Source organism: Streptomyces sp. NPDC102402, assembly GCF_044765765.1.
Lineage (GTDB): Bacteria > Actinomycetota > Actinomycetes > Streptomycetales > Streptomycetaceae > Streptomyces.
In genome coordinates this window covers 552141-565095 of the sequence record NZ_JBIWKR010000003.1, presented here as the reverse complement: position 1 = coordinate 565095, position 12955 = coordinate 552141, and the positions used below count along the sequence as shown (strand labels likewise).

The following is a 12955-nucleotide window of genomic DNA, read 5'->3' as shown; positions in this document are numbered from 1 at the left end:
CCCTCCCCCACGAACCCGGTAGGCAACGCATGACGAACCGCGAGGGCGTCCCCCCTCTGAAGGGGCCCACCGCGACACCGGAGCCCTCCGCCGGCACGGAACCGGCCGCCGCGGGGCTCAGTGGCATCGCCCTCGTGGTGGTGCTCACCGGATACGCCCTGTCCATCGTGGACGCCTCCATCGTCAACGTGGCGCTGACCTCGATCAGTGACGATCTCCACGGCGGCCCCGCCGCACTGGAACTGGTGGTGTCCGGCTACGGCCTCACCTTCGCCCTCGGCCTGGTGCTGGGCGGACGGCTGGGCGACGCCTTCGGCAGACGGCGCCTGTACGCCTACGGGCTCGCGGCGTTCACCGTCACCTCCGCACTGTGCGGACTCGCCCCGGCCATCGAGTTCCTCGTCACGGCCCGGCTGCTGCAGGGCGCCGCCGCCGCCATGCTCGTACCGCAGGTCCTGGCGACGATCCAGGCGGTCACCCAGGGCCCGGCGCGGGCCCGTGCGATCGGCATGTACGGCGCGACCGCCGGCCTCGGCATGGTCACCGGGCAGATCCTGGGCGGGCTGCTGGTCTCGCTGGACCTCGCCGGGATGGGCTGGCGGTCGGTCTTCGTGATCAATGTGCCGATCGGGGTGGCCGCGCTGCTGGCCATCCGGCGCGTCCCCGCGACCAGGGCCGACGCGAAGCCCGGGTTCGACCTGCTGGGCACGGTGCTGTTCGGCGCCACCATGGTCTGTGTGCTGGCCGTGGTCGTGGCGGGCCCCGACCTGGGCTGGCCGCTGTGGCTGTGGTCGCTGCTCGCGGTGGCCGCGGCGGGGGCGCTGGTGCTGGTGCGGGTCGAGCGCGGGCTCGAGGCCCGCGGCGGCTCACCGCTGCTGTCCCCGGCGGTACTGTCCCATCCCGGGATGCGCAGAGGGCTGGCGGCGATGGTGCCGTTCTCGGCCGGTTTCGGCGCCTTCCTGTTCGTCTACGCACTGATCGCGCAGGGCCACTTCGGCCTCGACGGGCTGGCGTCCGGCGCGGTGATGGCACCGTTCGCCGTGGCGTTCTTCGTGGTGGCGCAGTTCACCCCGAGGATCGCGGCCGCCCTGGGCAGCCGGATCATCGCGCTGGGCATCATCGTCCAGAGCACGGGGCTGCTGCTGCTGGCGCTGACGATCTGGCTGGGCTGGCCGCATCCGTCCCTGACACTCGTGCTCACCGGGATCGCCCTCACCGGCGTGGGCTCGGCGCTGATCGGCCCGACGCTGTTCCGGATGATTCTCGCCGACGTGCCCCCTTCGCAGGCCGGCATGGGCAGCGGGGTGCTGGTGACCAGCCAGCAGATGGCGACCGCGCTGGGCGCGACCGTCGGCGGGACCTTCTACCTCTCCCTGGCCGGTTCACTGTCGACGGCGTCGTCGGCCGTGCTCGTACTCGCCCTGTTGCTGTGTTTCTCGGTGACCGTGCTCGTGATCAGCCTGAAACTCCCCGATCCCAGCTGACACCGCGTCCCCCTGACGGCGCGATCTGATCCAGACCTTCTCGTGGGCAACGGTGCGCCGTCCTTCGGCGTGCCGGTGCGCAGAAGCGGAGACAGCGGAAGTGCACCTGCAGACAAGGACAGCCGTGGTGACCGGCGCGGCCGGCGGCATCGGCCTCGCCCTGAGCGCCCGCTTCGCGGAGGCCGGCGCCGGGGTGGTCATGGCGGACGTCGACGGCGACGCGCTGCACCGCCGGGCCGCCGAACTGACCGCTCGGGGCGCCCGGGTCACCGCCGTGACCGCGGACCTCACCGACCCGGAAGCCGTCGAACACCTCGCGGAGACGGCGTTCGACGTGCTCGGTGACGTCGACGTGGTGTGCAACAACGCGGGGGTCCTCGGCCCCGTGGGCCGTCCCCTGTGGGAGGTCCCGTTGGAGCGGATGCGGCAGGCCTTCGAGGTCAACCACTGGTCGCACGTCCTGGTGGCCCGCGCCTTCGTCCCCCGGCTCCTGGAACGCGGCCGGCCCGCCCACCTGATCCACACCGCCTCCATGTCCGCCTTCGTCGTCGGAGCCGGCAGCGCGGCGTACGCCGCTTCCAAGCACGCCGACCTCGCGGTCGCCCGCAGTCTGCGCGCCGATCTGCGGGGCACCGGGATCCGGGTGTCGGTGCTGTGCCCCGGCCGGGTCGACACCCCCATGGTCCAGGGCCTGACGGCCCCCCGCGGCGCGGGCGGCGACACCACGGTGAGCGCCGAGTACGTCGCCGGAGTCGTGTGGGAGGCACTCGACTCCGACCGCTTCCACCTCTTCAGCAACCCCGACGCCCCGCGTCGGCTGCGCGACCAGTTCGACGACGTATGGAGTGACGTTTCCCTTCCGTCCCCTTCACCCGAGGAGGAACCGTGGCACGCGCCGACGGCGACGACCGCAGCGACGAGACCCTGACCATCGACCTGGAAGCCGTGCGGGAGAAGTACCGGCTGGAACGCGACAAGCGCAGCACCGGTCGCACCTACCGGTTCGCGCGCGGTGACTTCAGGGGCTACGCGCGGGACCCCTACACCGAACGGCGGGAGCGCGAGCCGCTCACCGACGAGGTGGACGTCGCCGTCGTCGGCGCCGGCATAGGCGGCCTGCTGACCGGCGCCCGTCTGCGCGAGGAGACCGGACTGGAGCGCATCCGGCTGATCGACGAGGCCGGCGACGTCGGCGGCACCTGGTACTGGAACCGCTTCCCCGGCGTCCGGTGCGACGTCGAGAGCTACGTCTACATGCCGCTGCTGGAGGAGACCGGCACGACACCCACCGAGAAGTACTCCACCGGGCCCGAGATCTTCGCGCACCTCCAGCAGATCGCCCGCACCTACGACCTCTACCGCGACGCCCTCTTCCAGACCACCGTCACCGAGTTGCGCTGGGACGAGGCCGCCGGGAAGTGGCTGGTGAGCACCGACCGCGGCGATCTGATCAGAGCCAGGTACGTGGCCATGTCGATCGGTCTCATGCACCGCCCGAAACTCCCCGGGCTGCCGGGGCTGGAGACGTTCGCCGGCCACTCCTTCCACACCAGCCGCTGGGACTTCGACTACACCGGCGGCGACAGCACCGGCGGCCTGACCGGGCTGAAGGACAAGAGGGTCGGCGTCATCGGCACCGGCTCGACGACCGTCCAGCTCGCCCCGCACCTCGCCGAGTGGGCCGAGGAGCTCGTCCTCTTCCAGCGCACCCCGGCCGCGGTCGACGTCCGCGGCAACCGGCCCACCCCGGCCGGCTGGGCGGACAGCCTCCAGCCCGGCTGGCAGCAGCACCGGATGGAGAACTTCCACGCGCTGACCTCCGGCGTCCCGCAGGACGAGGACCTGGTCCAGGACCGCTGGACCCAGACGACGGCCCAGCTGGCGGCCGCGATCCTGCCCACCGGCGACACGGGCGGCGACCCGCGGGAGCGGGCACTCGCGGCCGAACGGGCCGACTTCCTCAAGATGGAGGAGCTGCGCGCCCGTATCGACAGCGTCGTCACCGACCCCGCGACAGCCGCCGCCCTCAAGCCGTACTACCGCGTCTACTGCAAGCGGCCCTGCTTCCACGACGGCTACCTCCAGACCTTCAACCGCCCCAATGTGACCCTGGTCGACACCCAGGGGCAGGGCGTCGAGCGGCTCACCCCGGCCGGGGTGGTCGCGAACGGCCGGGAGTACCCCGTCGACTGCCTGGTCTTCGCCACCGGCTACGAGCACGAGTTCGCCGTCCCGTACACCGACCGCGCCGGTTACGACGTCGTCGGCCGGGGCGGAGTGAAGTTGTCGGAGAGGTGGGCGGACGGCGCGCACACCCTGCACGGACTCCAGGTGAACGGCTTCCCCAACTGCTTCGTCCTGTCCAAGATCCAGGCCGGCCGGCACGTCAACATCGCCTACATGCTGGGCGAGCAGACCCGGCACCTCGCCCACATCGTCAGGTGCGTCGAGGAGCGTGGCCACCAGGTCGTGGAGGCCTCGGAGGCCGGCGAGAAGGAGTGGGTCGAGGAGATCCTCCGGCTCGCGGCGACGGACACCGGCTTCCTGGAGAACTGCACGCCCGGCCTCTACAACAACGAGGGCGACCCGAGCGGACTGCCCCTGCTCAACTCCAGTTACGGCGGCGGCTCGGTGGAGTTCGTGAACATCCTCAGGCGCTGGCGCGAGGCGGGCGACCTCGCCGGCCTCGATCTGCGCTGACCACCCCACCTCTCTGCGAAAGGCGGCAACGCCCATGGACGTAACGCCGATACCAGGCGCCGCTCTCGGCGCCGTCGTGCACGGAGCCCATGTCACCGGCGACATGGGCGAGGCCCGGTCCGAGGAGATCTGGGCGGCCCTCGACGCACACCTCGTCCTGGTCCTGCGTGGTCACGAGCCACCCTCCTACGAGGAGTTCCTGGCCTTCGGCAGCCGCTTCGGGCACATACCGAAGACCGGTCTGACCAGCGGCGCCCACCCCGACCACAACGAGATCCTGATCGTCTCCAACCTGGTGGAGGACGGCCGCAAGATCGGCGTCGGCAACGCCGGGTGGATGGGCTGGCACACCGACTACTCCTTCCGCCCCCGCGTCGCCCAGGTCGGCTTCCTGGAGGCCCTGGAAGTGCCGTCCTCCGGCGGCGGGGAGACCCTCTTCACCGACATGTACGCCCTGTACGAGTCGCTGTCGCCCGAGGATCGCGCCCGCCTGCACTCCTACCGCGTCCGTCACGCCCTGCGCACCGGGTACGAGGAGACGATCGAGGAGGAACTCCAGGGCGAGGTGTCCCTCGGTGAGAGCACCGCGCGGAACCAGCCCGAGGACGGCACCTCCACCGTCCATCCGTTGATCGCCCGCAATCCCCGCACCGGCCGGCGGTCGGTCTACATCAGCACCCTGAACACCGAGCGGATCGTGGACCTGGGCCCCGAGGACAGCCGCACGCTGCTCGACGAGCTGCTGTCGCACGCGGGGAAGCCCGAGTACACGTACGCCCACACCTGGCGGCCCGGGGACATCGTCATCTGGGACCAGCTCGGCACCGTCCACGCCAAGCAGCCCTTCGACCCGGCCGAACGGCGCGTCATGCGCCAGGTCGTCAGCATCTTCGACGACCCGGCCGGCCCCTGGCGTGCGGAGGTCGCGGCATGAGCACCGCTCCCGCCTGCCTCAGCCACAGCCGGGTCACGATCACCCCGGCGCTGCGTGCCGCCGTCGACCGGCTCGACCGCCGCTCCCGTCACCAGGCGGCCTACCACTTCGGCTGGATCACCGCCGGTGGCGCGCCCACCAGCGCGGACGCCGGCAAAGCCGTCCGGCCGGCGCTCGCGCTGCTGTCGGCCGAGGCGGTCGGCGCGCCGCCGGAGACCGCCCTGCCCGGCGCCGTGGCCGTGGAGCTGGTGCACAACTTCTCCCTGGTGCACGACGATCTGATGGACGGCGACGAGGAGCGCCGCCACCGGCGCACGGTGTGGAAGCTGTGGGGTCCCTCCGCCGCCATCCTGACCGGTGACGCGATGCTGGCGCTCGCGCAGGAGGTGCTGCTGGACACCGGGCTGCCGACGGCGTTGCCCGCCGCCCGGCTGCTGGCGCGCACGACCCGGCATCTGATCCGCGGCCAGGTCCAGGACCTGTCCTTCGAGCAGCGCTCACACGTCACGGTCGAGGAGTGCGTCGACATGGCCGCCGGCAAGACCGGTGCGCTGCTGTCGGCGAGCGCCTCGATCGGCGCCGTCCTCGCCGGGGCGCCGGAGGCGGCGGTGGACGCGCTGGCGCTGTACGGCGACCAGATCGGCGTCGCCTTCCAGGTCGTCGACGACGTTCTCGGCATCTGGGGCGACCCGGCCGTCACCGGCAAACCGGTCCACTCCGATCTGCGCTCCCGCAAGAAGTCCCTGCCGGTGAGCTACGCGCTGAACCAGGACGGCCCGCTCAGCGACGAGCTGGCGGCCTGGCTGACCACACCGGGCGAGCCCGACGAGGAGGAACTGCGTCGCGTGGCCGGCCTGATCGAGGGCGCCGGCGGCCGGGACTGGGCGCTGGCCGAGGCGTCCCGGCGGACGGCACTGGCCGAGGACGCGCTGCGCGATGCCGATCTGGACCCCGGCGCGCGGGACGAACTCCTCGCGCTCGGGCGGTTCGTCGTCGACCGCGAGGGCTGAGACCCGGGCCGGCCCCGTACGCGCGCATGCCCCTACTGACCTCCGCCTCCGATCAGCGCGGCACCGACCTGTCCGACCGTCCCTCCGCTCCCCACTCCCAAGGATTCCCCCATGCCTCAGGATGTCGACTTCCACATACCCCTGCCGGGCCGGCAGAGCCCTGATCACGCGCGTGCCGACGCCGTGCAGCTCGCCTGGCCGAGGTCGCTCGGTCTGATCAACTCCGATGCGGCGGCAGCACGTCATCTGCGCGGCGGCTACGCCGACCTGGCCTCCCGCTTCTATCCGCACGCCACCGGAGCCGATCTGGACCTGGGCGTCGACCTGATGTCGTGGTTCTTCCTCTTCGACGACCTCTTCGACGGCCCGCGCGGCGAGAACCCGGAGGAGACCAGACAGCTCACCGACGCGGTCGCGGCGGCGCTGGACGGCCCGCTCCCCGACTCCGCGCCCCCCATCGCCCACGGCTTCGCCGACATCTGGCGGCGCACCAGCGAGGGCATGACACCCGCCTGGTGCGCGCGCAGCACCCGGCACTGGCGAAGCTACTTCGAGGGCTACGTCGACGAGGCGGAGAGCCGCTTCCGGGACAGGCCGTACGACTCCGCGTCCCAGTACCTGGCCGTACGCCGGCAGACCATCGGGGTCCAGCCGACGGTCGACCTCGCCGAGCGCGCGGGCCGTTTCGAGGTGCCGCACCGGGTCTTCGACAGCGCCGTGCTCTCCGCGATGCTCCAGATCGCCGTCGATGTCAATCTGCTGCTCAACGACATCGCCTCGCTGGAGAAGGAGGAGGCCCGCGGCGAGCAGAACAACATGGTCATGATCCTGCACCGGGAGCACGGCTGGTCCAGGAACCGGAGCGTCGCCCACATCCAGGGCGAGGTGCGCGCCCGCCTGGAGCAGTACCTCCTGCTGGAGTCCTGCCTGCCGCGGGTCGGCGACATCTACCGGCTCGACGAGGCCGAACGCGAGGGCCTGGAGCGCTACCGCGACGACGCGGTGCGCAGCGTGATCCGCGGTTCCTACGACTGGCACCGCTCCTCGGGACGTTACGACGCCGAGTTCGCGCTCGCCGCCGGCGCCCAGGGCTATCTGGAGGAGCTCGGCAGCACCGCCCGCTAGCGGCACGGTCACCCGCACCACGCACCCGCGCCCGGCCGTCGCGGCGGCACACCCGCGAGCGGACCGGTACGGCTGTCAACAGACGATCAGAGACGGGATGTTGAGAACCGAATGACCGAGCAGACCACCTTCTCGGCGGGAGCGGCGCCCGGGGCGCTCCCCGTCATGGGACACGCCCTCCAGATGATGCGTCACCCCGTGGACTTCATGACCTCGCTGTCGGCCCACGGGGACCTGGTCGAGATCAGGATCGGGCCCACCACGGCCTACGTCCCGACCCACCCCGAAGTGCTGCGGCAGGTCCTGACCAACGACCGCGTCTTCGACAAGGGCGGCGTCTTCTACGACCGTGCCCGTGACATCGCGGGCAACGGCCTGGTCACCTGCCCGTTCTCCGACCACCGCCGCCAGCGCCGGCTGATGCAGTCGGCCTTCACCCGCGGCCAGCTCAAGCGGTACGCCGAGGCGATGCACGCCGAGATAGAGGAGACGACGTCGCGCTGGCGGGACGGCATGGTCGTCGACGCCTTCCCGGAGATGTACGGCATGGCACTGCGCACGGTCGGCCGCACCCTGTACTCCACGCCCGTGAGCCCCGAGCTGGCGGCGAAGGTGGAACGTTCCTTCGACGTCGTGCTCAACGGCCTGTTCCGGCAGATGTTCCTGCCGGCCTCGATCCGTCGGCTGCCGCTGCCCTCCCAGCGCCGCTACAAGAGCAACCTGGACTTCCTGCACGAGACCACCCAGCGGCTCATCGACGACTACCGCAGCTCGGACACCGAGCGCGACGACCTGCTCGCCGCCCTGATCGCCTCCCGTGACGACGACGGCGGCCGGCTCGCCGACAAGGAGATCCACGACCAGGTCATCACCGTCATGGCGGCCGGCACCGAGACCGTCGCCGGCACCCTCACCTGGGTCTTCTACCTCCTCTCCCAGCACCCGGAGATCGAGGCCGCGCTCTACGACGAGATCGACACCGTCCTCGACGGCCGCGCCCCGGAGTGGGACGACCTGCCGAAGCTGTCCCTGACCGACCGGATCATCTCCGAGACACTTCGACTGCACCCGCCCGCCTGGCTGTTCACCCGTCTCACCACCTCGCCGACCGAACTCGCGGGCCGTCGACTGCCCACCGGGTCCACCGTCGTCTTCAGCCCTGCCGCCGTCGCGCAGTACGAGGACGCCTTCGAGGACGCCGGGAAGTTCGACCCCGACCGCTGGCTGCCGGACCGCATCGACCCGGCCTCGCGCCACGCCTACGTGCCGTTCGGCACCGGCGCCCGCAAATGCATCGGCGATCTCTACGCACGCACCGAGGCCACCCTGGGGCTCGCCACCGTCCTCAGCCGCTGGCGCGTCACCTGCGAGCCCGGCATGGACATCCGTCCGGTCCCGCTGGCCACCATCTACCACCCCCGCCGGCTGCGCCTGAGGCTGGACGCACGCGCCCCGCACCGTGTGCCCCGCGCCGTCCCCGTACCGGCGGGGGGTGACGTGGCGTGAGCGCGGGGAACGTCGTCCTGGCCCAGCCGCGCGGCTTCTGCGCGGGCGTACGGCGCGCCATCGGCATCGTCGAGCGGGCGCTGGACCTGCACGGGGCGCCGGTGTACGTGCGCAAGGAGATCGTGCACAACCACCACATCGTCTCGGAACTGCAAAAGCGCGGGGCGGTGTTCGTCGACAGCGAGGAGGAGGTCCCGCAGGGCGCGGTCTGTGTCTTCTCCGCTCACGGCGTCGCCCCCGGGGTGCGCTCCGCAGCGGCGGGCCGGCGGCTCGACGTCATCGACGCCACCTGCCCGCTGGTCGCCAAGGTCCACCAGGAAGCGGTGCGCTTCGCGCGTGACGGCCGCACCGTCCTCCTCGTCGGGCACGAGGGCCACGAGGAGGTCGAGGGCATCCTCGGCGAGGCCCCCGACCGGATCGTCGTCATCGGGACCGAGGACGACGTACGGCGCCTCGGCCTGCCCGACGACACCCCGGTCGCCGTCCTCACCCAGACCACCCTCTCGTTCGACGAGACCCGGCGCGTCGTCGACGCCCTGCGCGCCCGCTTCACCGACCTGATCGCTCCCGGTGACGACATCTGCTACGCCAGCCAGAACCGGCAGAACGCCGTCAAGGACCTCGCTCTCGCCAACGACCTGGTCCTGATCGTCGGCTCGCCCAACTCCAGCAACTCGCTGCGCATGGTCGAGGTCGCCCGCGACCACGGCGCCGCCGCCCGACTGGTGCCGGACGAGACGCACCTCGACCCGGCCTGGCTGAAGGACGTGTCGGCGGTCGGCGTCAGCGCGGGGGCCAGTGCCCCGGAGATCCTCGTCGACGGGCTCCTCGCCCGGCTCGCCGGACTCGGCTTCGGCCGGGTGGAGCTCCAGAGGGGCATCGCCGAGGACGTCGTGTTCACCATGCCCGGCCGGCTGGCCGACCCGGTCACCGGCCGTGTGCCGCGGACACCGCTGGCCGGCGAGGTCTCGCCCGAACCCGGTGGGGCGCGATGAGCACACGCTGATGGAGGCCCTGGCCTCCCCCTCCGCACGGCGGACGGGGCAGGAGGCCACCGCCTCCCTCCCCGTCGGCTGACGCCGGGCGGGCCGACGGGCGACCGGCGCCCACCCGCACGGTGACGACCGCGCGGCACGCCCGTGCACCGGCTGCCCGCGAGGTGCTCCCGCCGCCGCGCACTCCTCCAGCACGTCCACAGCCCTCGACGACGCACAGCCATCAGCCACAGCCCGGCCCACCCGGACCGGCCGACCGTTTGGGGACCTGTCATGCCTGTCGCTCTCGGAGTTCCGACGGTGCCGCCGAGGCCGGCCCTGCGACGCACCACCCGCCAGATCCACGTGGGGACCGTACCCGTGGGCGGCGACGCCCCGGTATCGGTCCAGTCCATGACCACGACCCGCACGTCCGACATCGGCGCGACCCTCCAGCAGATCGCCGAACTCACCGCTTCCGGCTGCCAGATCGTCCGGGTCGCCTGCCCCACCCAGGACGACGCCGACGCCCTGTCGACCATCGCGCGCAAGTCGCAGATCCCGGTGATAGCGGACATCCACTTCCAGCCGAAGTACGTGTTCGCCGCCATCGAGGCCGGGTGCGCGGCCGTGCGCGTCAATCCGGGCAACATCAAGCAGTTCGACGACAAGGTCCGCGAGATCGCGCGGGCCGCCAAGGACCACGGGACGCCGGTGCGCATCGGGGTCAACGCGGGATCGCTCGACCGCCGTCTGCTGAAGAAGTACGGCAGGGCCACTCCGGAGGCGCTGGTCGAGAGCGCGTTGTGGGAGGCGTCGCTGTTCGAGGAGCACGACTTCCGGGACATCAAGATCTCCGTGAAGCACAACGACCCCGTCGTCATGGTCGAGGCGTACAAGCAGCTCGCCGCTCAGTGCGACTACCCGCTGCACCTCGGAGTGACGGAGGCCGGCCCGGCCTTCCAGGGCACCATCAAGTCGGCTGTCGCGTTCGGCGCGCTGCTGTCCCAGGGCATCGGCGACACCATCCGCGTCTCCCTGAGCGCGCCGCCCGCCGAGGAGGTCAAGGTGGGCCTCCAGATCCTGGAGGCCCTGAACCTCAAGCAGCGCGGCCTGGAGATCGTGTCCTGCCCGTCCTGCGGGCGCGCCCAGGTCGACGTCTACAAGCTGGCCGACGAGGTCACGGCCGGGCTGGAGGGCATGGACATCCCGCTGCGCGTGGCCGTCATGGGGTGTGTGGTGAACGGCCCCGGGGAAGCCAGGGAAGCTGATCTCGGTGTCGCGTCCGGCAACGGCAAGGGGCAGATCTTCGTCAAGGGCGAGATCGTCCGGACCGTACCCGAGTCGAAGATCGTCGAGACGCTCATCGAGGAGGCGTTCAAGCTCGCCGAGCTGATGCGGCAGGACGAGGACGACGGCTCCGCCGGGACCGCCCCCTCCGCCGGGCACGAGAGCGCCGAGTGATCACGCCGCGGACCGGTCTGCCCCGCCGAGGCGGTCTTCCACGAGGACGGCGTCCCCGGAGACCGGACGGACCACCACAGGGCGGACGCCGGGTTCCTCGACGGTCCGGGATCTCCCGGGGGCGGCGCCGAAGGCCTCGGCCCGGTCGGGCCCGACCACCCGCTCATCGCCGTACGGCCGGTCCGCGCCGCGCGATCCGGTGACCCGTCCGTCAGGAGCGCAGGCGCAGCCGCAGCGGGGCGTAGAGCACCAGGGCCACGATGAACGCCACGCCGTAGGCGAGGTCCGCCCCATGAAGGGCCTTCGCCGCCGGCCCGACGTACAGGCCGGTGCTCATGAACGGCACCGCCGCGGCGAAGGCCGCCCCGAAGGCGGTGAGCGCCGGCCACCACGGCCGGCCGACGGCGCTCTCGGCCGCGAGGTCGACCGGTGCGCCGCCGCGGGCCCTGGCGCGCACCACCCAGTCGACGGCCACGATCGCGACGAAGCCGGGGATCCAGTAACCGACCAGGAGCAGGACGTTCTGGAAGCGCGCCGTCGTGTCGGCGGCGTGCATCCACAGCACGAGCGGGAATCCGAGCACGGCGGCGAGCGCGGCGGCGACGGGGCGCGGCACGCGCACCCCCATCGCCTGCAGCGCCAGCGACCCGCTGTAGTCGTTCATGGCGTTGCTGCACAGCGCGGCGAGCGCCACGGCGAGCAGACCGAAGGCCCCGAGCGCTCCCCCGCCCAGCAGGGTGTCGATCCCGCGTGCGGTCTGGTCGGTGAAGACGGACGCGCCCCACAGGCCGAGCGTCTGGACCGCCACGAAGGAGACGCTGATGCCCAGCAGCGTGCACCAGAACATGCGCGTCCGCGAGGTGGTGGGCGGGAGATACCGGCTGAAGTCACTCGCGTAGGGGGCCCACGACAGCGCCAGGCTCAGGGCGATCGTGCACGTCAGGACGAACGCGCCCGCCCGGTCGCCTCCGTGCACGGTGCCGGAGGCGGCGGGGTGGACGCCGTCCAGCAGCTTCACGGAGAGCACGGCGAAGGCGGCGGCGAGGGCGAACGTCATCACGGTCTGCAACCGGTGGATCGCCTCGTACCCCAGTACGCCGAGCGCACCCTGGGCGGCCATCATGACCAGTACGCCCAGCCAGAAGGGCCAGCCGAACAGCTGGGCCAGCGCGTCCCCGCCGAACAGGCCGATCAGCGCGTCCCAGGCGATCGAGGACAGCCACTGCAGCGCGCCGGGCAGCACGACGCCCCGGCCGAACGCCAGCCGCGCGAGGGACATCTGGCCGACTCCGGTCCGGCTTCCCCAGGTGCCGAGGTACGCGGTGGGCACCGCCCCCACGAGCGTGCCGAGCACGACGGCGACGAGCGCCGTGGCGAAGTCCAGGCCGAGGGCGATGCCCACGGTGCCGGTGAAGACACCGGTCATGGTCAGGTTGGGGGCGAACCAGACGGTGAACAGCCGGCCGGGGCCGCCGTAGCGCCGGTCCTCGGGGACGGGGGCTGTCCCGTGCGTCTCGACCCGGAGGTCGCCGGGGGCCGCGGGCATGCGGCCTTCGAAGGCGGAACCCGGGTCCGGGGCCGCCCGCTTCCCGATCGCACGGTCTTCCTGGGCGTACGGCAACGGCATGAGACATCCCTCCGCCAGTGCTAACTGGTTCAGGTTCGACGGGTGTGTTCTCAGCCCCCTGCGGGGCACCCCGTGTCCGGTTCGGCGGCCAGGATAGCCGGGCGGCCGTCCGGGCCCGGCCGGAGGGGCCG

General features: G+C 71.9%; 10 protein-coding genes and 1 riboswitch. Of the genes, 9 read left to right on the top strand and 1 reads right to left on the bottom strand.

The annotated features are described in order from the left end of the window. Window positions 1-29 precede the first annotated feature (29 nt). From ACIRJR_RS12015 to ispG, 9 genes are all read left to right on the top strand, one after another. Window positions 30-1484, top strand: a complete 1455-nt coding sequence (locus tag ACIRJR_RS12015; RefSeq protein ID WP_403777728.1) for an MFS transporter — start codon at window positions 30-32, stop codon at window positions 1482-1484. A gap of 100 nt (window positions 1485-1584) precedes the next feature. Further along, window positions 1585-2412 (top strand): 1-deoxy-11-beta-hydroxypentalenate dehydrogenase, encoded by an 828-nt coding sequence (gene ptlF / locus ACIRJR_RS12010; RefSeq protein ID WP_403777725.1) that lies wholly within the window; start codon window positions 1585-1587, stop codon window positions 2410-2412. After that, complete coding sequence (ptlE, locus tag ACIRJR_RS12005; protein ID WP_403777722.1) at window positions 2370-4184, top strand: neopentalenolactone/pentalenolactone D synthase; 1815 nt, start codon at window positions 2370-2372, stop codon at window positions 4182-4184. Before ptlF ends, ptlE begins: the two co-directional genes overlap by 43 nt. Window positions 4185-4218: 34 nt before the next feature. Then, entirely contained in the window at window positions 4219-5118 is a 900-nt protein-coding gene (gene ptlD, locus ACIRJR_RS12000) for a neopentalenolactone/pentalenolactone F synthase (RefSeq protein ID WP_403777719.1), read from the top strand. Beyond that, window positions 5115-6128 carry a polyprenyl synthetase family protein gene (locus ACIRJR_RS11995; RefSeq protein WP_403777716.1) on the top strand — a complete coding sequence of 338 codons (1014 nt, stop codon included), beginning with the start codon at window positions 5115-5117 and terminating at the stop codon, window positions 6126-6128. Before ptlD ends, ACIRJR_RS11995 begins: the two co-directional genes overlap by 4 nt. 111 nt (window positions 6129-6239) lie before the next feature. Then, window positions 6240-7253: a pentalenene synthase gene (ptlA, locus tag ACIRJR_RS11990; protein WP_403777713.1), complete on the top strand. Its 1014-nt coding sequence runs from the start codon at window positions 6240-6242 to the stop codon at window positions 7251-7253. A 111-nt stretch (window positions 7254-7364) separates the two neighbouring features. After that, window positions 7365-8759, top strand: a complete 1395-nt coding sequence (ptlI, locus tag ACIRJR_RS11985) for a pentalenene oxygenase (RefSeq protein ID WP_403777710.1) — start codon at window positions 7365-7367, stop codon at window positions 8757-8759. After that, window positions 8756-9754 carry a 4-hydroxy-3-methylbut-2-enyl diphosphate reductase gene (gene ispH, locus ACIRJR_RS11980; protein ID WP_403777707.1) on the top strand — a complete coding sequence of 333 codons (999 nt, stop codon included), beginning with the start codon at window positions 8756-8758 and terminating at the stop codon, window positions 9752-9754. Before ptlI ends, ispH begins: the two co-directional genes overlap by 4 nt. A 273-nt stretch (window positions 9755-10027) precedes the next feature. Beyond that, on the top strand, window positions 10028-11197 hold the full coding sequence (ispG, locus tag ACIRJR_RS11975; RefSeq protein ID WP_403777703.1) for a flavodoxin-dependent (E)-4-hydroxy-3-methylbut-2-enyl-diphosphate synthase: 1170 nt from the start codon (window positions 10028-10030) through the stop codon (window positions 11195-11197). A 211-nt stretch (window positions 11198-11408) separates the two neighbouring features. On the opposite strand, the gene ACIRJR_RS11970 is transcribed toward ispG, so the two are convergent. After that, window positions 11409-12824, bottom strand: coding sequence for a purine-cytosine permease family protein (locus ACIRJR_RS11970; protein ID WP_403777700.1), 1416 nt, complete (start codon window positions 12822-12824; stop codon window positions 11409-11411). Continuing rightward, window positions 12814-12907, bottom strand: a riboswitch (TPP riboswitch). It overlaps the preceding gene by 11 nt. Window positions 12908-12955: the final 48 nt, after the last annotated feature.

Coding starts and splice junctions, on each gene's coding strand:
- ACIRJR_RS11970 (WP_403777700.1), bottom strand. CDS start 12,824: ATGCCGTTGCCGTACGCCCAGGAAGACCGTGCGATCGGGAAGCGGGCG.
- ptlI (WP_403777710.1), top strand. CDS start 7,365: ATGACCGAGCAGACCACCTTCTCGGCGGGAGCGGCGCCCGGGGCGCTC.
- ACIRJR_RS11995 (WP_403777716.1), top strand. CDS start 5,115: ATGAGCACCGCTCCCGCCTGCCTCAGCCACAGCCGGGTCACGATCACC.
- ispG (WP_403777703.1), top strand. CDS start 10,028: ATGCCTGTCGCTCTCGGAGTTCCGACGGTGCCGCCGAGGCCGGCCCTG.
- ptlA (WP_403777713.1), top strand. CDS start 6,240: ATGCCTCAGGATGTCGACTTCCACATACCCCTGCCGGGCCGGCAGAGC.
- ACIRJR_RS12015 (WP_403777728.1), top strand. CDS start 30: ATGACGAACCGCGAGGGCGTCCCCCCTCTGAAGGGGCCCACCGCGACA.
- ptlD (WP_403777719.1), top strand. CDS start 4,219: ATGGACGTAACGCCGATACCAGGCGCCGCTCTCGGCGCCGTCGTGCAC.